Below are 20439 nucleotides of genomic sequence, written 5' to 3' on the forward strand. Positions count from 1 at the left end.
TTACCAATGAAGAAATAAACTCAAAAGGAGCTATAACATGAACAAGAAAAAGTATGTGCTTGTTGGAACCGGAGGCCGCGCGGAGTTTTTTTATTCTGCCATTGCCAAGCCATTCAGTGAGACTTCGGAGCTGGTTGCCTTTTGTGATATTAATCAGACACGGATGGACTATGCCAACCAGCTTCTTGAAGAAAAGTACAGCTATCCTAAGGTGCGGACCTACCTTGCAGGGCAGTTCGATGAGATGATTGAGGCCGAAAAGCCGGATGCAGTTATCGTAACCAGCGTGGATCGCACGCATCACAACTATATCATCCGGGCGATGGAGCTTGGCTGTGATGTCATTACGGAAAAGCCGATGACTGTAGATGAAGACAAATGCCAGGACATCCTTGATGCGGTTAAGCGAACGGGGCGCCAGGTAAGAGTCGCCTTTAATTATCGCTATGCGCCGCATCATACCAAAGCCCGCGAGCTCATTATGGATGGGGTGATCGGGGATGTGCATTCGATCCACTTTGAATGGCTGCTCAATACGATGCATGGTGCGGATTACTTCCGCCGCTGGCACCGGGACAAACGGAATAGCGGGGGATTGCTTGTTCACAAATCGACGCATCATTTCGATCTGGTCAACTTCTGGATTGGCTCGCAGCCGGATGAGGTATTTGCCTTTGGGGATTTGCTATTCTATGGCAGGGAGAACGCTGAGCAGCGGGGAGTAACCAGCTTTTACGAGCGGGCCACAGGGAATCCGAACGCCAAGGACGATCCCTTCGCACTGCATTTGGATGAGAATTCGCACTTGAAGGCGATGTACCTGGATGCAGAGCATGAGGACGGCTACCGGCGCGACCAAAGTGTATTCGGCGACGGGATCAGCATTGAAGACACGATGGGCGTCATTGTTCGATACAAGAATAAAGCGATTTTGACATATTCCTTGAATGCGTATATGCCATGGGAAGGCTACCGTATTGCCTTTAACGGCAGCAAAGGGCGAATGGAGATGACGATTGTGGAGCAATCATATGTCAACTCCGGGGGAGACAAAGCGCTGGAAGGTGCGCTGAAGGATAAGCGTATTCTAGTCTATCCGATGTGGAAGCCGCCTTATGAGGTTGAGGTTGAAGAAGGGGAAGGGGGCCATGGTGGAGGAGATCCGATTTTACTTCAAGATATGTTTGGCATTCCAGTCGTGGACCGATTTAACCGAGCTGCCAACCATGTGGATGGAGCAAGATCCATTCTTACCGGGATCGCTGCCAATCGTTCGATTCGAACAGGCCAGGCGGTCAGGGTGGATGATCTGGTCAAGTTTTAATTCGCTAACCCACAATTAATAATAGAAAACAGTCGTTTCACCACCGCCTGATACATATCTTCGGGCGGTTTTTTTTGTGTAAAAAAATGGTTGATAATGCACGCAGGGCGAAATATATTTAAATTAACTTGAAATAGTTCATATAAATTGAAATGAAAGCGAATTCAAACGGGAAAAGAGGGGCTTTGAGCAATGAAACGAATTCCGATGCTGCTTCAGCTGGCACTCATTCTGTTCTGCGTCATGGCGATTCCGTTGTCCATTCTGACCTGGTACAGCGGAGCGCAGATCCTGCGGAATTCCGAGCTTGAGATTGCGGAATCCGCGCTCGCAGGGCTGAATGCGAACCGGAAGCTGAATGAGAATGCGTTGAACAATTTGGCACAGGATGCCGTAAGGCTGTCTTCGACCCATATTTATGACCGGATCCGAAATTTCGAGACCTATGCCGAGCTTGGAGAGAATTATGGCAACATGAGCAGCGCCCTTACGGTGCTGAATGAATTGGTGAACCTGAATCACAGAGTCGATGGCGTGTACTCTACCTATTTTTATCTGGAAGGAGCGAACTACGTCATTTCCACGGACAAAGGAATTACGACGCTGGACAGATATGAGCCGATCGATTGGATCGAGCAGGCGCTGATCGGAAGGATAGGGATCGGAGGGATTTGGGTTCCCCGGGAATTAAGCTCGGGGACGAACGTAATCTCGTATGTGCTGCCGTTGAATCGTTTATCGACCACGACACGGGGCATGATCGTCGTCAATTTGCGGGAAAGCCAGATTGAGAATTATCTGCGGTCGTCGGAGCCCGGTGAGCACGGATTCGTGCTCATGAAACGGGATGGAACGATCATTTCGCATGATGATAAAGGCTTATTGCTCACCAATGGGCGAGAGCTGCCGTTTGTCGGAGAAATATTGGATCAAGGGATCAAGCAGGGATATGCATTTCATGAGCAGGATGATAAGCGGTTGCTGTATGCCTGGTCCTTTTCAGAGCGGTACCGATGGTGGAATGTGAGTATGTCATCGATGGATGAGTTAATGACCCAGACTCGCGCGATGCAGCGCAGCATCCTTCTGTTGACCGTCGTTATTTTCTTCGTCGGGACCTTGCTGTCCGTCTTTCTGGCCACCTGGCTGTCCAAGCCGGTGCGCAGGCTGGTTCACAGTGTTCGCGCACGCGGCAATCTGGGGATATCGGGGCGAAATGAGCTTGCGTTCCTCGATGCGGCATTTCGGCGGATGCAGGAGGAGGAGGAAGGCCTTCATTTGCTGCTGCGCCAGCGTGAACGGGATACGCGCAGCCTAGCCATTCATAACCTCCTGAAAGGCGAGGTTTCGGGACAGGCTGTGAGCATGTTCCCCGAGCCTCATTGCCTGATCGCCATCGTCTCGATTGACCAATACCGGAATTATGTGCGCCAGGCTAATTCGGAGACCCGGAGCTATCACCGGTATCTTTTCAACGCCCAATGTGAGGGCTTATTTCCGGAGGGTATCCACGCTTATAGCGTTTATCAGGGCGAGGGCTATTTTGCGATGGTGATTAATTATGGAGAGGAAGAAGCTGGCCGGAATGGCGATGGCATTCACGCTGCTCTTGCAGCAGTGAGAATCATGGCAGAGGACATTTTCGGTCATACGGTGACGATCGGGGTAAGCAGTCCGGCTGCCTTGAACGGGAATATTCCTGACCGGGCGGCTGAGGCTATGGAGATGATCAAGTACAGGATGATTGAAGGAAGCCGGGGAATTATTTTCTGGAGAGAGGCAACGGAACATAGCAGCAGGAAATATGTCTACCCCTCGCTCAGCGAAAGGAGGATTCTCAATTTTCTGAACGCCGGTGATCCGGACAGCATCTATAAAGAGCTGGGTGTGATCCGGCAGGAAATTCTTTCGGCCGAATATATCTCTTACGATAATATCATGTATATCTATAACCAACTGCTCAGCGTCACCATCAAGCATCTCAGAGAAAACAACATTAATACGGAACGGATATTCACGGGGCGGGGAAATATGTATTCCGCCATTGCTTCCTTGGATACGCTTGACGAGCTTGAGGAATACATGCGCGGCTTCTTCGGCGAGATTATCCAATACCTCACACGGAATCAGGGTGAAGCAGGGCATGGCGAACGAATTGTCCGCTACCTGGAACAGCATTATTGCGAGGAAATCGTATTCGAAAATATGGCCAAGGAAATCGGCATCAGTTATTCCTATATGCGGAGAATCGTATATGAACTCACGGGGAAAAGCCTGATCGATTACATTAATCAGTTGCGAATCGAAAAGGCGAAGCAGCTCTTGCTGGAAACCTCGCTTACCATCGCCCAGATTGCTTCCGAAGTCGGGTACTACAATGTGCAGAGCTTCAACCGGTTTTTTCGCAAATATGAGGGCATGGCGCCGAGCAGCTACAGATCCGCCAAGACGAACACTTCGTAAATGAGATAAATGAGCAGTGGCAGGCTGCCTATATAAGTTGAACTATATAAACTACGTAGAAAGGGCATAAGATTGAAGTGTGCTGAAGAAGCGAAAGCGTTCGCCTTTGTGAGTGGATTTCAACCTTATAATATCTTAGTTCAATTAGAGAAATCCGCGAACAACAGCGATCGTAAGCACACTTCACTCGTTGCCCTCAAAACGTAAAATTCAATAGTTCAACGTATATAGTCGAAGTAGTCAATTTTGCTTATAGCATTCAATATTGATTATGTTCACCCGCAAAATTCCCGTTACATCAAGCAACAATCAAAAATGACAAATAGAATCAAAACTCATGATTTACCGGTGCGAAAACGGAGGGTAAGATGAGACACAGCCTCCCCCATGGTTCTCCACAATGATTCGGACGGGGTGAGGAAGCCCCAAGCGTTAGGAGGTGAGATTCTGAAACTTGAAAGCGCTTCAAAAGTCAAAAGTCCCCTAAATACCAGAGAGACACTAGTGAAGAGGCTCGCTTTTTATCTTCGCCGGGACCTTCAACTCTACCTGATGCTTCTAATCCCGATCGCTTTTGTGCTTGTATTCAAATACGGACCGATGTCCGGCCTTGTGCTGGCGTTCAAGAATTACAAAATCGCCCATGGCGTCTGGGGGAGCGAGTGGGTCGGATTCGAGGTGTTCAGGGAGCTGTTCGCCAAGCATGATTTTGGCCGCGCTGTCCGCAATACCTTGCTGCTGAACTGCCTTGATCTTGTCTTCAGCTTCACGATGCCGATCGTACTGGCCCTATTGCTTAATGAGGTAAGAAACATCCGATTCAAGCGGATCAACCAGACCTTGCTTTATTTGCCGCATTTTCTGTCCTGGATTATTATCGGCGCAATTGCTTATCAGCTGCTGAGCGAGGGCAACGGCGTGGTCAACAATGTGATCGCGATGATGGGAGGAAACCGGATTCCGTTTCTGCAGGAGGATGTCAACTGGCTGATCAGTTATCTGGCGATTGGCGTCTGGCAGAGTATGGGCTGGGGAACGATTATTTATCTTGCGGCGATCAGCGGGATTAATCCGGAGCTGTACGAGGCGGCAACCGTGGACGGCGCAGGCCGCTGGCGGAAGGTATGGAACGTGTCTCTGCCGTCGATCCGCACGACCATCGTGACTTTGTTAATCATGAACCTGGGACGGGTCATGGAGGGTTCGTTCGAACGGATCTATGCGCTGCAAAATAAAGCCACAACAGAATTTACAACGACGATTCCGGTACTGGTGTACCGCTGGGGGATCGAGGGCGGGAACTTCAGCCGGGCCACGGCGCTCGGATTGTTCCAGTCCCTGATTGGAATCATGCTGGTGCTGTTGGCGGATCGTATCGCCAAAAAGCTAGGAGAAGACGGACTCTTATGAGAGGGAGTATTATAACTAAACCTAATCGAACTGATTTTGATTACAGCCCTTAAATTGAAAGTTCAAAAAGTTGGGTTTACAGGACCAAGAAGGTTGGATGAAGCTAGGGACTGAGTAGCGGAGCGTAGACAGATCTACGTGAGCAACGGAAGGCCCGGCTGAATTCAAGATTCGATGTCGAATGTACTCCTGGAACAGCTTCGTCCTGGGAAGATGACTTTTTGAACAACCTATCAAAGAAAGGAGGCGGGTTCTTGAAGTCTTCGGGCAATTTACTCACCGTGCATCGCAATAGACGCTTTGACACCTGGGATGTGCTGATTCATCTCACGCTGATCATCGCCTCGCTGGTATGCTTGCTGCCGTTCCTCCATGTCGTTGCCAAATCGCTTAGCTCAGACGCCTTTGTCATCGCGAACAAGGTGATTCTCCTGCCACGCGGCTTCACATTTGAAGCCTACAGCAAGATTTTTGCCGATGCCAGTATCCTTCGTTCCCTCTATGTCTCGGTGATTGTGACGGTTGCATTTACGATTCTCGGCATGATCATCACCGTCTGCGCGGCCTATCCATTATCACGCAAGCAGCTTAAGGGCCGCACCGCATTGACGATGATCTTCATGATCACCTTGTACTTTAGCGGCGGCATTATTCCCGAATACATGCTGATGAATCAACTCGGCATGCTCGACACCTTGTGGGCGCTTATTCTGCCGCAGGCGTTCAGCGCGTTCAATTTCCTGATCATGAAGACCTCGATTTCAAGCAGTATTCCGGTAAGCCTTGAGGAGTCGGCGAGAATTGACGGGGCAGGCCATTTCCGCATCTTGTGGAGCATCGTCCTGCCGCTCTCCAAGCCGATTATTGCAACGTTATCGCTCTTTTATGCCGTTGGCCGCTGGAACGCGTATCAGGATGCTTTATTCTACATCAAGCAAGCGGTGGATCTTCGGCCGCTGCAGCTCAAATTGTATTATCTGGTCATTCAGGCCAGCGAGAGCTTCCAGCTGGAGGCGACACAGGTTCAGCTTAGCAATCCCGAGGTTTTAAAGGCATCGTGCGTCGTGTTTGCGACGCTTCCGATCCTTTGCATATATCCGTTTATCCAAAAGTATTTCGTCCAAGGCGTCTTACTGGGTGCAGTTAAGGAATAACTGAAGCAAGATCATTTGAAAAACGGGGGGAAAACGATGAACAAAAGTAAAATGTTCTCGATCGTCATGGCTTTGTTCGTAGCAATCAGTGTTCTGTCGGCATGTACAGGCAGTAACAATTCCAGCTCCAATTCGGATAACAGCTCTAAAAATTCGAATACGCCGACCGCCAACTCCGCTAACTCATCGGGAGATTATCAGGATTACTCGGGAGGATTTCCCGAGAAGGTCATGCTGGAAATCCCGGTCTACGAGCGTGCGTTCGAAGGCTGGAATGTCACCGACAACTACTATACCCGCTGGGTTCAGCAGGAGTTCGGAGATAAGTACAACATCGATGTTAAATATGTTCCGATTACCCGCACGAGCGAGGTTACGGACTATGAACAATTGCTTGCTTCGCACAAGGCACCGGACATTATTTTTCATTATGACATGCCGCAAGCACTGGCCTATTACGGAGAAGAAGTGATGCAAGAGCTTGATTATGACGAAATTGCTTACTATGCCCCGACTTATTGGAAAAATATGAGTTCAACCATAGAGAAATACGGCAGTGTGGACGGAAACAAAGTCTTCTTCTTTGCCAATCGCCCTTCTGCGGATAACTTCACGACACTCGTTCGGAAGGACTGGGTAGAGCAGGCCGGGATGAAAGTCGAGGACTTGACGTCTTTGGAGAAATTTAACGAGATGCTGGCAAAATGGAAGGAAGCGGGTCTCGGCGTTGGCGGCGGCAACTTGCTGCAAAATAACTATAATTTCAACTATGCCTTCCGGGACTGGCCGATTGATGGAAAAGAACGGGCGCTGTATTCTGACCTTAGTGTGGCCGACCTGACGTCTCCGGCAACCGAGCGCTATCTTCGCAATCTGAACTATCAGTACAACAACGGAATGATCGATAAGGAATTTTATTTGCGCAATGATGAGGCAAAGACAAAAGCGGAGTTCGTAGCCGGCAAGACCGGAACATTCGCCTTCTATCTTACGAGCAATACAGACGTTATATCCGCTACGCTCGTCAACAATCCGGATGCCGAGTTCGCTGTGCTGCCTCCGACGGCGAGCGTTCCGGAAGGCTTCCAGCCTCAGGGACGCGCCTATTGGCCCTTCGGCTTCATTATGGGCATAAATTATGAATCCTCGGCCGAGGAACGGAGGGCAGTATGGATGTATCTCGAATGGATGAGCCAGCCGGATAATCTCTTCTTCCTGCAAAATGGTGTCGAGGGCCAGAATTACACGCTCGACAGTGATGGCATCGCTGTAAAGGCAGCCGATTTTGCGGGTGAATCGAAGCTGTCCAATAACAATAACAAGGATTATTGGGGACTTGTCACGGAGATGGCTGAATACGCCAGCCCGGAATTGACGCGGAAATCGTATATCCGCAACTGGGCGCCTCCAGGATATGAATATCTGGCCGAGGATATGCTGAAGTACTATGATGAGACGGCAGAATACCGCACGCCGGACGCCTTGTTCACTATCGTTCTTGAGAAAGTCAACGAATACAAGGCCGACCTGAACTCGTTGTTTCAGGAGCTGTATGTCAAGTGTGTTCTGTCTCCTGAAGGAGAGTTCGATGCGACCTACGAAGCGGCCAAAAAGACTTATCTTAACGCAGGTTACCAGGAGATTCTCGACGAGAAGCAGAAAGCGATCGACGCGGGGCAGTACAATTAATCCGGGAGGGTGAATAGTTTGAAGCTAACAGCGGTTCCGTCCGACTTGAAACCAATCGCCGGACGCGTGGTGGACTATATCTTCGGCATGGATCTGACCTGGGACTGGCCGGGAGGGGTTGCCTTTTACGGAGTCAGCTCGATCTTCGAAGCTACCGGGGAACAGGCTTATCTCGAACGGATGGCGGGATGGTGTGATGAGTACATTGAGGCAGGGCTTCCAATCTGGAACGTGAACACCTGCGCGATGGGACATATGCTGCTTACCTTGTATGAACACACGCAAGACCAGAAGTATCTTGATCTGATTTTAAGCAAGATCGATTACATCCAGAATAAGGCGCCTCGATTCGGAGAACGGGTGCTTCAGCATACGGTGTCCGCCAAGAATGATTTTCCCGAGCAGTGCTGGGCCGATACGCTGTTTATGGCCGCCTATTTCATGCTGCGCACCGGTGTGATGCTGGGAGAGAAGCCGCTGATTGAAGATGCTCTGCACCAATTTTATTGGCATATCCATTATTTGCAGGACGAGGACTCCGGACTTTGGTATCATGGCTACAACAATATCAGGAAGGATCATATGTCCGGGATCTACTGGGCTCGCGCTAATGCTTGGGCAGCCTATACGATGTCCCGGGCGGCAAGGGTGGTGCCGGAAGGCTACCTCTATCCGCCGATGATGCATATATGGAGTTCCTTGCGGGATCAACTCGCGGCGATTAAAAAACTGCAGAAGGATAACGGCCTCTGGGGAACCGTTCTTGATGCTCCTGAGGCCTACGGTGAAGTGTCTGCGACGGCAGGAATAGCGGCGGCTATGCTCATGCAGGGCAATCCCCTCCATGCGAAATATGTGCAGAAAGCGCTGGATGGCGTACTAGATAACATTGCAGCTAATGGCCGCGTGCTTAATGTCTCCGGCGGAACCGCCGTGATGAAGGATGTCGAGGACTATCTTGCAGTGGACCGCAAATGGGCCCAGGGCTGGGGACAGGGACTCGCATTGGCGCTGCTGGCGGCGGCAATTCAAATTGGCGAATGATTGATGAAGGATACTCGATACTTGTTGCTTATATAAGTTGAACTATACTCTGAGGGCAAGCTTCTTGAAGGCTTACAGCTTTTCACCAAGAGCATCTTGCCCACCAAGCCGTTGGATCTATGAACAAGGGCGAAAGGGACTTCCGTTTGAGTGGGTGCAACAACAATTACGGTTCGCTTGGAAGAGTGGGAAAAAACAAGTAGCCGGAGGTCCGGTATGGAGCTGAAACAGCGAGTGTAAGCCTATACCGGACGCAGGCTCCCAGGGTTCACCATGCTTCTAGTACTTTGTTTGTTCCAGTAAATTGGAAGTCGTTTTTGGCAAGTACAGTTATATAGTGAATTTTTTATGTGAGAGGGAGGCGGAGGGATGATACGAAAAGCTTCACTGATGAAGGTCTACGAGGATTGTCATAATGAATATCATAAGCGTCACAATGAGCTTTGGCCCGAGATGAGAGAGATGCTTCTCGCTCACGGGGTTATTAGTTATTCGATTTTTTTGGATGAACCTACAAGCACTTTGTTTGCCTATTTAGAGCTTGAGGACGAAGCTCTTTGGAACCAGGCTGCCGATACGAGGATTTGCAGAAAGTGGTGGGATAGCATGAAGGATATCATGGAGACGCATGCCGACCACCGTCCTGTAAGCCGTGATTTGAAAGAGGTGTTCTTTCTGGTGAGGGAGCCTGAAGAATAGCAGCTAGTGATAGAGCAGTCTGGTATTCTGTTCTTTACGAGATAAACTTAAAAACTTTGGAAACAGCAAAAAATTGGCATGAGAGGCCACCTTCGCAATCAAAGAAGGTGGTCTTCGCATTCAGCTAATATTGTTAAGAGATTAATGAAATTTCTTGAAAAGTATCGAGACGCAGAAAAAAACTACATTGTTTCTGATGTTTCCTCATGGATCCAGATCAGCCAAGGAAGCTGTCGTCAAGTCCGGTGTAGCGGTGTTGCATTTTCCATGATCATTCTGTAAAAGAGAGAGTGGGGACAGTTGAGTCAATATATCACATTTTAGCGGCTATAATATAGCTTAAGATTGAGTTTTCTATCCAATATTTAAATATAATGTTTGGGTTTAGCCTCTCATATTTTTTCATTTTCAAGTACATTTCAAGGCCATCTGAAACATCATGCCATAAATCTGTAAACACAAAGTTAAAATTAGATGCTGGAAGATAATTTTCAGCATATTCGAACGCATCTGCTTGAACAATTTTTATTTTATGAGCACTTTTGAATTGGGGCAGTATAAATTCAGAAAACAGAGTGATAATATCTGGATTCATTTCAACTACCGTAATACTGTTGACACAACTTTTTTCTGAAATCATAAAAGCATAATACCCAAGGCCTAATCCAAAGGTCAAAACATTTCCAAATGAATCATTGATAGCTTCCTTCATTGTCTCTATCTCGTTTGGTGTTATAGCCATCCATAATCTGTCATTTTCCAGTAGAGCCGGGTAACTGAATTCTACTTCGAAAAAACCAATTTGAGGAATTTGCCTTCCATGGTTTGTTATCAAAACGTCATTACACACAAAACAATTAAAAGGCTTGTATTGCTCATATTTCAATTCGCAATTTCCAATTTTTATCGATGGAATACTAATATTTGAATAAAAAGATTTTTTTATATAATCCTCTGGATTCATTTTATGAATCATGCGGGGAAAGTAGGTATTAAAAAATTCTTTATCATCTGCATTATCAATTAAATCAATTCCATATAGAGAAGAGATTAGCACAGAAACAGCATATTCACTAGAAACTCCTAATTCAATTAGCTTTATAACGTCGTATTCATTTACTAATGCAGGTGTGTTATTTAAAAAATGACCTATAATTGAAAAAGCCTTTTGATTACTTTCTTTAACTTTAGTTTCAATCAATTTTTTCACCTCTAGACGAAAAAATGGGGTAACCATATTTTAGTTAACTCAACCAGCGCGAATCGATTGAATATCTGTCGCGCTGTCTGATTAGCTTTTCATCCGTCTTCTACCGCTATCTTTGAAGACTAATAAGCACATATAATAACTGGTATTTACGATTGGGAAGCAAAAGCCCTTCCTAAAGGCACTCCTTTTTGAGAAGACAATTTCTTCGTAAGGACTTGCTTTAGCAGGGTAATTCCCCATGCCACAATAAAGATTAAGCTAAGCTGGATAGCTTCTGTAGCAATAGATTGGCCGCCATAAATCAAATGCATGAAGCCTTTAATTCCATTGGATGCCGGAAGAAAGCTTCCAATATTACGATAGAAAGGTGCAAGCATATCAGACGAGATAATATTACCTGCTGTCATAAGTTGAAACGGAACAATAGCTACGTTAAACAGAGGCCCAGCGGAGCCGAATAACTCAAATGCCATTTGAGTCGTTGCAATGCACGCTAATATTAGGAGCAATTGAAAACCGAAAGTTGCTCCGAATGAAGCTGCAGAGGATATAAATAAACGAGTAGAAGTAGTTAACATAAAGGCAAGCAAAACTGCTATGCAAGCAAGAAGAGCCTGGCGATTCCAGAACAAACGCCACTTTGGAATTGCTCGCGTCAGGATCTTGGAGCTCAAATTAAACTGAATTGCAGATGTCATCATTGCTATATACGGAATAAAACCGAGTAACATTGGAAGAATATTGGCAGAAAAATCTTTGGTAGAATGGTTGCCAACAATAGTTGCTTGTACCGCATTCGTCTGAGATATGGTTGCGGACAAAGCATCAGTCATTTGATATGCGGAAGCACTCAGCATTGACTTTACAACATCAGAGACATCTTCTTTCATTTCGAACCTTATTTCGCCGCGCCCATCGGCGAAGGTTTCTGGAATGAACACAATCATGCTCCATTTTCCGTTAAACATCTGCTTCCTGGCCTGATTTAGGCTCTCCGCTTGCTCAAGGTCAAAGGGAGCTGAGTTTGTCAATTGCTGCAGAACGGTGTTGCCTTCTTCTCCAGCTTCGTTCACGATTGCTGCATGGATACGGTCAATTCGATCATTTGCCCCGCGATAGCCAGTCATCCAGACAATTGTGAATAGCATAGGAACAAGTAATGCAAAGATAAGTCCCATCTTAGTGGGATGACATTTTATAAACTCTTTGAACGTTGACATGGTATTTTCAAAACCTCTTTCTCTTTATTAAATCATAGGCGTATGCATCTATTAGTTTGGACGAACGCTTAAAGCGGTTTATTCGCTAAACACAAACATCAAAACAATGAGAGACTTCTACTGTGCATAGTGGTATCATTTTGTTGGACGTGAAAACGGGTGTTTGCTTAGTAACTGTTTTTCATTTGATTTTCATTCATATTAACAGCCTCCTTTTTTCATATAGATAATGACCAACTGAAACAACTTTTTTACTATACCACACACGTGTCAAGTGACTGCGGAAATTCAAATGAAAGTCAAGCTATTTTTTTATGAAAAAATCACATAATATAATGCCAACTCATTTCACAATGAAATGCTTACTTTTAATAGTGTCCATGCGGCCGACAGTTTGTTTCAGGAAGCGAAGCAACTGCTCGAAAATTCCTCCATGAGGGTGAATTTGATCGCAAAGAAGGTTGGCTTTGGCAGTATCACTCACTTTGGGCGGATGTTCAAGCAGGTGACAGGACAGCGCCGCTGTATTACGGAAGAGGGGATGAGAGGCAGGGGCATGTCAGAAGAAATAAAGGCTCTGAACTGGCTGGAATCACCGTTTCAGAGCCTGCTTTATTAGCTTCAATTCCATCAGGAATAGATGGGACGGCTGCTCATCCGATCGGCCTGCGCTTGGGAAGAAGCGTACAGATCGGTGATTAACCGCATGGTTTTGATTCCTTCCTCAGCATGAACCGGAAAGCGCGTCCCGCTGCGGACATGATCGTAAAAATCCTCGATCAATAGCTGATGACTGATGCCCCAATAGGATTTGCCCGTAATCAGTCCTTGCTCATCCAAGGTTGCCGGAGGCTCGCACAGCAGCGTCTCGCTGCCGTGCTGGACGAGGTGCAGGCAATCGTTCCGCTGCCGGAGGACCCCCTGCTCGAATACAAGCTCGAGCTCGACCGGAGAATTGGAGACATAGGCGTTCGTAGCATAAAATAATCCCCGTGCTCCATTGGTAAACCGGATATGGGCGTGCGCCGTATCCTCGACTTCGATCGTATCGCCCAGAGCATCGGTGGTTGCGCTGCCTTCAATGGAAGCTACCTCGCCGCCGAACCATTGCAGCAGGTCGAGGGTATGAATCGCCTGGTTAATCAGCACACCGCCGCCTTCGGTCGCCCAGCTCCCCCGCCAAGGGCTGGAGGTATAATACGAAGGCTCGCGACTCCAGGTGACGATTCCTTTAAGGCCAAGCAGACGCCCCAGTGTTCCCTTGTCGATCATTTCCCGGATGGCCCGGGATGAAGCATTATAACGGTTTTGAAAGGTAATCCCCAGCTGAGCCGGGCTCTGGCTTGCCTCCCGAAGCAAAGCCTCTGCTGCGTGGAGATGATGAGCCATCGGCTTTTCCGTAAGAACATGCTTGCCGGAACGGAGCAAATCGATCGCCATCCCGGCATGGAGATGATGGGGTGTGCATAGATGCACAACCTGAATATCCTCCCGATTCAGCAGCGTTTGAAAATCGCTGGCTGCCTCACAATGATATTTCTCAGCGGCCTGTGCGGCTCTGACCGGATCAATGTCTACGATCAGCTTCAGATGCACTCCGTTCAATTTGGCGAGACTTTCGGCATGAACGGTGGATATCGCACCAGCGCCGACAATGGCCGCACCGATCGGATCTCTCATGATGCATCCTTCCTGTCTATAGAGATGTGGTGAGATGAAGAGCCTGGTTCTGTGCCTTCAGACAGAGCTCTGCGGCTTTGAAGGCATGCTCCTGGGTCATCGCATGCTCGGTCCGGTGGATGCAATCCAGGATCAGCTCTCCGAAATATGGAAATCCGATCTGCCCGCGAACGGAGAAATGCTGCTCGCCATCCTTGTTGACCAGATAGACATGATCCCCCTGCCGATCCCGGGCAATGTCGGTATATTTTCGCAGCTCGATGTAGCCATCCGTTCCCATAATGAACGTCCGGCCGTCTCCCCAGGTGCTTAATCCGTCCGGCGTAAACCAGTCTACCCGGAAGTACTGGGTCGCTCCGTTATCCCCGACGAGTGTCGCGTCACCGTAATCCTCCAGCTCGGGGTATTCGGCATGGTTATAGTTGGCGACCTTGCTGTGCACGACCTCGGCATCCTTGCAGCCGGAGTAGAACAGGAATTGCTCGATCTGATGGCTCCCGATGTCGCAAAGAATACCGCCGTACTTTTCCTTTTCAAAGAACCAGGAGGGTCTGGAGGGAGCGTTCAGCCGATGCGGTCCAAATCCGGTAATCTGCAGCACTCGTCCGATCGCGCCTTGCTGAATCAGCTGTCCGGCGTAAACCGCAGATTCCACATGCAGGCGCTCGCTATAGTATACGGCATATTTTCGTCCGGTCTCTTGAACCTTCCGGCGGGCATCCTCCAATTGCTTCAGGCTGGTAAACGGCGCCTTGTCCGTAAAGTAATCCTTCCCGGCATCCATCACCCGAAGCCCCAATGGGCCGCGTTCAGACGGAATCGCAGCGGAGGCAACAAGCCGAACCTCCGGGTCCTGAAGAATTTGTTCCAGACTGTCGGCAGGAGCTGCCTGCGGATACGATTTCAAAAATGCCTGCACTTTGGCCGGGTCCGGATCATAAACCCATTTCAGGGTCGCTCCGGCCTCGATCAATCCGCCAGTCATGCCATAAATATGTCCATGATCCAGCGCAGCGGCTGCAAATATGAACTCGCCCGCCTGCACGACTTGATTCGGCCGGCCCTTTGGCGCGTAGTTCATTCCGTCGCTGGTCTGAAAAGATTCAACTTGTCCGTTAGCTTCTGATGGCATTGATAGTCGTCCTCCTTAAATTCGCTCATGAATGAATTCGGCAAATTGCCGAAGCATAGCTCTGGAATTCCATGTACCGCTGAAGTCCTCGATGCCGAGATAGCCGTCGTAGTGAACGGACTTCAAATCCGCCAGCAGCCGGGCGAAATCGACGATCCCGTTATGCAAGGAGGCCCATTCGCAGCGCCATTCGGCCGTTCCGTCCTTAAGCTTGCCGGTTTCTTTCCAGGCGGCGTTCTTGATGTGAACATGCGCCAGATAAGGACCAAGCAGCTCCAGTCCCAGCTTGAACTGCTCGTAGCCTTCGTACACCATGTTACCAGGGTCAAACAAGACGCCGATCAGGTCGGGATCGCAGTGGTTGACAAGCCGATGGGCCAGGCCGGCGCTGGGGGCGATGGTGAAATGATGCGTCTCCACGACCCCTTTGACGCCGTATTGCTTGGCAAGCCGCTCGGCTTCCTTCAGATAACGGACCGTCTTGTCATAAAGCTCGGGATAAGGCGTCCCGTCGCCATATCCGGCGGCTCCGACGCGAATCATCTTTGCGCCCAGCAGACGAGCAGCATGGAAGGCTTGCTCTGTCTCCTCCAGTCCAAGGTGATTCAAGTAGGGGGTAACACTGACCATTTCCAGGCCTGCCGCTTCGGTAAGGTGCTTGAAGCGCAGCAGCTCCTCGTCCGGGAAAGACGGGTCAATCGAGCATAGATTGTTGCGCCAGTAGGACGGCGCTTCTCCGGCCACATCGGCTGGAATCTCCTTGTACCGCCATTCCACGCCATGGAGTCCTGCTTCCCGAGCCGCTTGAACCAGTTCCTCCGGTGTAAGATCCGGTGTTGCTACGGTAAATACGGACAATTTCATCGCTGGTTGAGCCTCCTTGGAATACCTTGGTATAAAAACTCAGAGCCTAATGCGTGCCCGAAACATCGAGCGTTTTGCCGCCTTCGCTTGCTTTGCGGAAGGTTGAGGCTTCGATCTTCTCTTGCAGCTTGGCGTGGTACAAGTCCTCATCGAGCGGCAGCTCCACCCAATCCTCGGTCCAGGACGACAAATGCATGGCGTTGGACAGCGTCAATCCGTGAATGCCGTCCTTTCCCGGAGCCAGCAACGGCTCGCCGTGAAGAATGGCGTTCGTGAAATTCCGTAAAATTCCTTTATGCTGCGAGCCTTCCCCTTCATGGATGGGAATATCGCATTTCCAGCATTCGGGCTGGCCGAAGCCGCCGGTGAATTCCGCATTGAACTGAGGCTCGGGCACCCGCAGCCGCCAGAACGTCAGCTTGCCGTCCTCGATAACGATTTTTCCGTTATCTCCGGTCAGCTCATAGCGATTCGTTCCGGGCGCTTCGCCGGTAGTGGTCACGAACAGCCCTGTGGCGCCGTTGCTATATTCAACATAAGCGGTGACGTCATCCTCGACCTCGATGTTCCGATATTTTCCGAAGTGACAGAACGCACGAACCCGAGTTGGCATCATCCCGGTCGTCCACTGCCAGAGGTCAAGCTGATGCGGATCCTGATTGAGCAGCACGCCGCCGCCTTCTCCGGCCCAGGTAGCGCGCCAGCCGCCGGAATCGTAATAGCTCTGCGACCGGTACCAGTTCGTAATAATCCAATTCGTCCGGCGAATCTCGCCGAGCTCCCCGGACAATACCAGCTCGCGCAGCTTGGCATAGAGCGGGTTGGTCCGCTGGTTGTACATAATGCCGAACAGCTTGTCTGAGGCTTCAGCCGCGCGGTTCATCTCCCGGACTGCCTTGGTGTAGACGCCAGCCGGCTTTTCAATCAACACATGGTAACCGCTCTCAAAAGCTTGTACCGCAAGGGCGGGATGATCATAGTGAGGCGTTGCAATTAAAACCGTATCCATTGCGCGGGACGCAAAGAAATCATCGGGATTGCTGAATGCAAGCACTTGGTCAGGGAGGTGCTCATGTGCCCATTCCAGCCGTTTGGGGTTTGTATCGCATACCGCAGTCAGCTCTGCTCCCTGAATATCTTGAACCAGGCTTAACGCGTGGGAAGAGCCCATATTACCGATGCCGATGATGCCAAACCGTACTTTGTTCATATTGCTACCTGCCTTTCTTCTTGCGTTCATCCTTACTTATCGCTTTTAGCTTAGCCTGAATATGGAGGAAAGAGAATGACAAGGATTAAGCGTATTTTGCACATAATTAAGGTGAATATGATAAATTTCTCTGTCGTGTTACAATCAAGGGAGAAGAAAATCCATGATGGAGAGGATTGGGAAAGATGATGAATGAAATGGAGCTTCAGGCCGGGAGAATGCCCGAAAGCTTGACTGTGACGGTAACGCACGCGCAACTGAAAACCGGTTTTCCCGGCTGGAACCGGACGGAGCAGTCCCCGAGCTTTAATCGGCTGTATTTCATTCCTCAAGGGGAAGGCTCTGTCATAATCAATGGCGAGACCTATTACCCGCGTCCCAATCAATTGATGATCATGCCAGCGGGGTCCAGTCAAACGACGTTTACGAATCCGGACAATCCGTATTCAAGATATTTTTGCCATTTCGATGCCCAGGTGGGAGGCTGGCCGCTGTTTCATGCGGGGAGCAAGCTCTATATCAGCAGTGTCCGCAACCCGGAGCAGGTCCGTCTGACGTTTGAGGAGATGATCCGCCAATTTCAGAGCGGCGGCCCTTTCGCCGGGCTGCGGATGCAGGCCTGTCTGCTCAACCTGCTTGCCTGCTGTCTGGAGGAGGGGGGATATCACGATTATTTGAAGGATTACATGCAAATGACGGAAAGAAACAAGCTGGGGAAAGTGCTGGCGTATATTCAGGAGCATCTGTGCGAGCCGATCGAGATCGAAGCGCTGGCCCATCTCGTCCATTTGCATCCAAACTATTTCATTCCTTATTTCAAAAAAATCATGGGCGTCACCCCTATGCATTACGTGCAGCAAAAGCGGATGGAGGAAGCCAAGCGGCTCTTGACCTTCACGGACTCCAGCATTGCCGATATTGCCGAGCAACTGGGCATGCAGCTGGCGCATTTCTCCCGCCAATTCAAGAGCCACGCGGGAATATCGCCAACCTCTTATCGGGCTTGTACGCGATGAGCCGTTGCTCCGAAGCATCAAGGGGCTTATCAAGACCCTTTATATTTTCCCGGGGTAACTCCCTCATACTTCTTAAAGCTGCGTATCAGCGCATTGCTGTTCAAATACCCTACTTTGACAGCCGCTTCGGAAATATTGAGTTTTTCGTCTCTTAATAACACTTTTGCTTTCTCCAGTCTCACCTTATTGATGTAATCCGGCAGGGTTTCTCCCGTTTGTTCTTTGAAGAGCTTAGACATATAGCTTGGAGTTATACCAAGATGATCTGCAATCATTGCTACATTTAAGGTAACTTCTCCATAGTGGTTGTTAACAAACTGGATGATATTCCTGCTCATTTCGTAAAAACGATTGCCTGTCTTTGATTGTATGCGCTTACATACCAACGATAGTATATTCGTAATTTCCGTCTGGAGCTCCGCTACGGTTTCGCATTCAAACAGCTTCTCTACCGGCTCGTCAGCAGCTATTTCTTTTACTGTTTTTACGACTGTACTTGCAAGGTCAAACATAAAGTACCTCGTCATTTCCGCGGTGGGGGTGCCGTCCTTAAAGTTTGAGCGAATAATGTCATCAAGTAATTGCTTTCCTTTTTCGAACTCTCCGGATTTGATGCAATTCACTAGTTTTTGCTCTTTTTCAAGAGGATAGAAATAATCTCTGACATTATATTTCAGACTTTGGAAGCTGATGATCTTTCCGTTGCCGGCTATCAGCTTGTATTCATGGGCTTCTATGGCTTCCTGATAGGCTTCCTGCATGCCGCGGATCCCGGTGTGCGCATCACTGATGGAAGCTGTGAGGCTCAGATCGTAATATTTGCCAAAAAAGCCTTGCAGCTCTTCTATAATGCTTGCCAATTCCTGCACAGGATCCACCGCTTCAAGAGCTTGCAGGTTCACTAGGAATACTATTTTTTCATCAATTTCTGTAACAAAGTTCTTATAGCCTTGACCCAAGAGCTCCTCAAACACATTGGTGATCACAAAGCTGGGAAGCTTCGATTTCGCTTCAAAATCGTCCCCCACCTCAAAGGGGATCAGCTTGCCCTGATCTTCAATGGATAGGAGCACCACGATAAAGTCATCGGAAATAAACTGCATGTCAAGGGCGTAAAACGCATTGTGATGCACGGAGATATGACCGAACTTCCCTTTTAAGAGCTTTAGCAGAAAATCCGCTCTCACCACGCTGCTTTGCTGCTTAAGCTTCAGGTTTATTTTTTCCTTTTCTTGAAGCGCATCCTGAATGGCCTCATAAATAAACTGATATTCATTGCTCGATCTGTCATAAGAGCTCTTGATCTTCCCGTTCTGGACAATGCGGATCAGATTACGCACCGGATTATAATTGCGCCAGGCAAGTAACACGGATATGGCTCCTCCAAAAAGCAAACATAGAACAATACTCGCAATCATTAATTTCTCGGTAAACTCACTTTTTTCCATCACAATATCTCGCCGGACAATGGAAACATACTTTAGCTTGGATACATCGGACTCCGAATAGGAAATAATCAACGAATCCTTCCCTCGTCCCTTCACCAGGATGTTGTCGTTGCGGTCAAGCTCGCCCGCCTGCAGGATATCCGTTAAAGGAAAAGAAGCTGTTGACGTGAGAATGTTGTCATCATTGTCCAGGATAAAGATACTCCCGTACTGGGCCAACTGGATATTCTGGATCATTTCCGCAAATCGCTCCGGATTAAACTTGATGACGACCGTGGCAAGCGGCTTCTCCGAATTCGTTATGGGGATTGAACGCATGTAGGCAAGCGCCTCGGAATCCTCCATGGAGCTGGTCTTATCGCTCATGGAGATATATCTGCCGCTGTATGCATGCTGCAGAGTATCTATCCACTGCTCATACCTTAAATCATTAGTGACCAGAATAGGGTACATAAAATTGCTCCTTGAAGCTGCCGTTGAAGAAATCACACCATCCAGGTTTTTAAAGTACACATAAAAATCATCTATGTAGCCATTCGCGATATTCATTCTTTTGAATTCCTTCACGATCTGAGAAACCTCATACTGTCTGCTATTCCAGTTGTTGTCCTGCGAAGCGGCCAGCAACTGAATGCCCGGATTGAAGGCGATATCAAAGCTTAACCGCTCGGCATCCTTTAAAATGTTGTCCATATTCAACTGGACTTGCTTCAGCATAGCCAGATTCGCCCTGTTGGTTTCCTGCTCAATGGTCCTTACAGTGACAAGATAAACGATCCCGGTAAAAGTGATAGGAATTAACAGAATCAATATATAGGATAAAATTTGAGTAAAGATGATGCTATTTCTAGTGTTCAACACGCTCTTTACGTTCAT

General features: G+C 48.6%; 16 protein-coding genes. 9 read left to right on the plus strand and 7 right to left on the minus strand.

Annotated elements, in window-relative coordinates; translation table 11 throughout:
• Positions 1-37 precede the first annotated feature (37 nt).
• From TX85_RS05140 to rhaM, 7 genes are all read left to right on the plus strand, one after another.
• Positions 38-1324 (plus strand): Gfo/Idh/MocA family protein, encoded by a 1287-nt coding sequence (locus TX85_RS05140; RefSeq protein ID WP_044478032.1) that lies wholly within the window; start codon positions 38-40, stop codon positions 1322-1324.
• A gap of 192 nt (positions 1325-1516) precedes the next feature.
• Complete coding sequence (locus TX85_RS05145; protein ID WP_044478033.1) at positions 1517-3787, plus strand: AraC family transcriptional regulator; 2271 nt, start codon at positions 1517-1519, stop codon at positions 3785-3787.
• A gap of 504 nt (positions 3788-4291) precedes the next feature.
• Positions 4292-5197, plus strand: a complete 906-nt coding sequence (locus tag TX85_RS05150) for an ABC transporter permease (protein WP_233500613.1) — start codon at positions 4292-4294, stop codon at positions 5195-5197.
• 254 nt (positions 5198-5451) lie between these two features.
• The gene (locus TX85_RS05155) at positions 5452-6351 is read left to right on the plus strand and encodes a carbohydrate ABC transporter permease (RefSeq protein WP_044478034.1); all 900 of its coding nucleotides are present in this window, start codon (positions 5452-5454) and stop codon (positions 6349-6351) included.
• Between the two features lie 36 nt (positions 6352-6387).
• Positions 6388-8040, plus strand: coding sequence for a type 2 periplasmic-binding domain-containing protein (locus TX85_RS05160; protein WP_044478035.1), 1653 nt, complete (start codon positions 6388-6390; stop codon positions 8038-8040).
• An 18-nt stretch (positions 8041-8058) separates the two neighbouring features.
• A complete protein-coding gene (locus tag TX85_RS05165) occupies positions 8059-9084 on the plus strand; it encodes a glycoside hydrolase family 88/105 protein (protein ID WP_044478036.1) in 1026 nt (341 codons plus the stop codon).
• 369 nt (positions 9085-9453) lie between these two features.
• Complete coding sequence (gene rhaM / locus TX85_RS05170; protein WP_044478037.1) at positions 9454-9783, plus strand: L-rhamnose mutarotase; 330 nt, start codon at positions 9454-9456, stop codon at positions 9781-9783.
• 313 nt (positions 9784-10096) lie between these two features.
• Here rhaM and TX85_RS05175 read toward each other — a convergent pair whose 3' ends face one another.
• Positions 10097-10993: a spermidine synthase family protein gene (locus TX85_RS05175; protein ID WP_233500614.1), complete on the minus strand. Its 897-nt coding sequence runs from the start codon at positions 10991-10993 to the stop codon at positions 10097-10099.
• A 146-nt stretch (positions 10994-11139) separates the two neighbouring features.
• On the minus strand, positions 11140-12213 hold the full coding sequence (locus TX85_RS05180) for a YhgE/Pip domain-containing protein (RefSeq protein WP_044478039.1): 1074 nt from the start codon (positions 12211-12213) through the stop codon (positions 11140-11142).
• A gap of 358 nt (positions 12214-12571) precedes the next feature.
• Here TX85_RS05180 and TX85_RS26700 point away from each other — a divergent pair, with 358 nt between their 5' ends.
• Positions 12572-12832, plus strand: coding sequence for a helix-turn-helix domain-containing protein (locus tag TX85_RS26700; RefSeq protein ID WP_233500615.1), 261 nt, complete (start codon positions 12572-12574; stop codon positions 12830-12832).
• Between the two features lie 11 nt (positions 12833-12843).
• On the opposite strand, the gene TX85_RS05190 is transcribed toward TX85_RS26700, so the two are convergent.
• From TX85_RS05190 to TX85_RS05205, 4 genes are read right to left on the minus strand one after another with little or no spacing between them, the layout of a single operon-like run.
• On the minus strand, positions 12844-13893 hold the full coding sequence (locus TX85_RS05190; RefSeq protein WP_044478041.1) for a Gfo/Idh/MocA family protein: 1050 nt from the start codon (positions 13891-13893) through the stop codon (positions 12844-12846).
• 16 nt (positions 13894-13909) lie between these two features.
• Positions 13910-15025 (minus strand): Gfo/Idh/MocA family protein, encoded by a 1116-nt coding sequence (locus tag TX85_RS05195; RefSeq protein ID WP_044478042.1) that lies wholly within the window; start codon positions 15023-15025, stop codon positions 13910-13912.
• Positions 15026-15040: 15 nt separating this feature from the next.
• Positions 15041-15889, minus strand: coding sequence for a sugar phosphate isomerase/epimerase family protein (locus tag TX85_RS05200; RefSeq protein WP_044478043.1), 849 nt, complete (start codon positions 15887-15889; stop codon positions 15041-15043).
• A gap of 46 nt (positions 15890-15935) precedes the next feature.
• Positions 15936-17099, minus strand: coding sequence for a Gfo/Idh/MocA family protein (locus tag TX85_RS05205; RefSeq protein ID WP_044478044.1), 1164 nt, complete (start codon positions 17097-17099; stop codon positions 15936-15938).
• A gap of 185 nt (positions 17100-17284) precedes the next feature.
• Between TX85_RS05205 and TX85_RS05210 the strand changes: the two genes are divergently transcribed.
• A complete protein-coding gene (locus tag TX85_RS05210) occupies positions 17285-18115 on the plus strand; it encodes an AraC family transcriptional regulator (RefSeq protein WP_316244872.1) in 831 nt (276 codons plus the stop codon).
• A gap of 29 nt (positions 18116-18144) precedes the next feature.
• On the opposite strand, the gene TX85_RS05215 is transcribed toward TX85_RS05210, so the two are convergent.
• Complete coding sequence (locus tag TX85_RS05215; protein WP_044478045.1) at positions 18145-20439, minus strand: helix-turn-helix domain-containing protein; 2295 nt, start codon at positions 20437-20439, stop codon at positions 18145-18147.

The sequence above is a fragment of the Paenibacillus antibioticophila genome (assembly GCF_000455265.1).
In the GTDB taxonomy this organism is placed as follows: domain Bacteria; phylum Bacillota; class Bacilli; order Paenibacillales; family Paenibacillaceae; genus Fontibacillus; species Fontibacillus antibioticophila.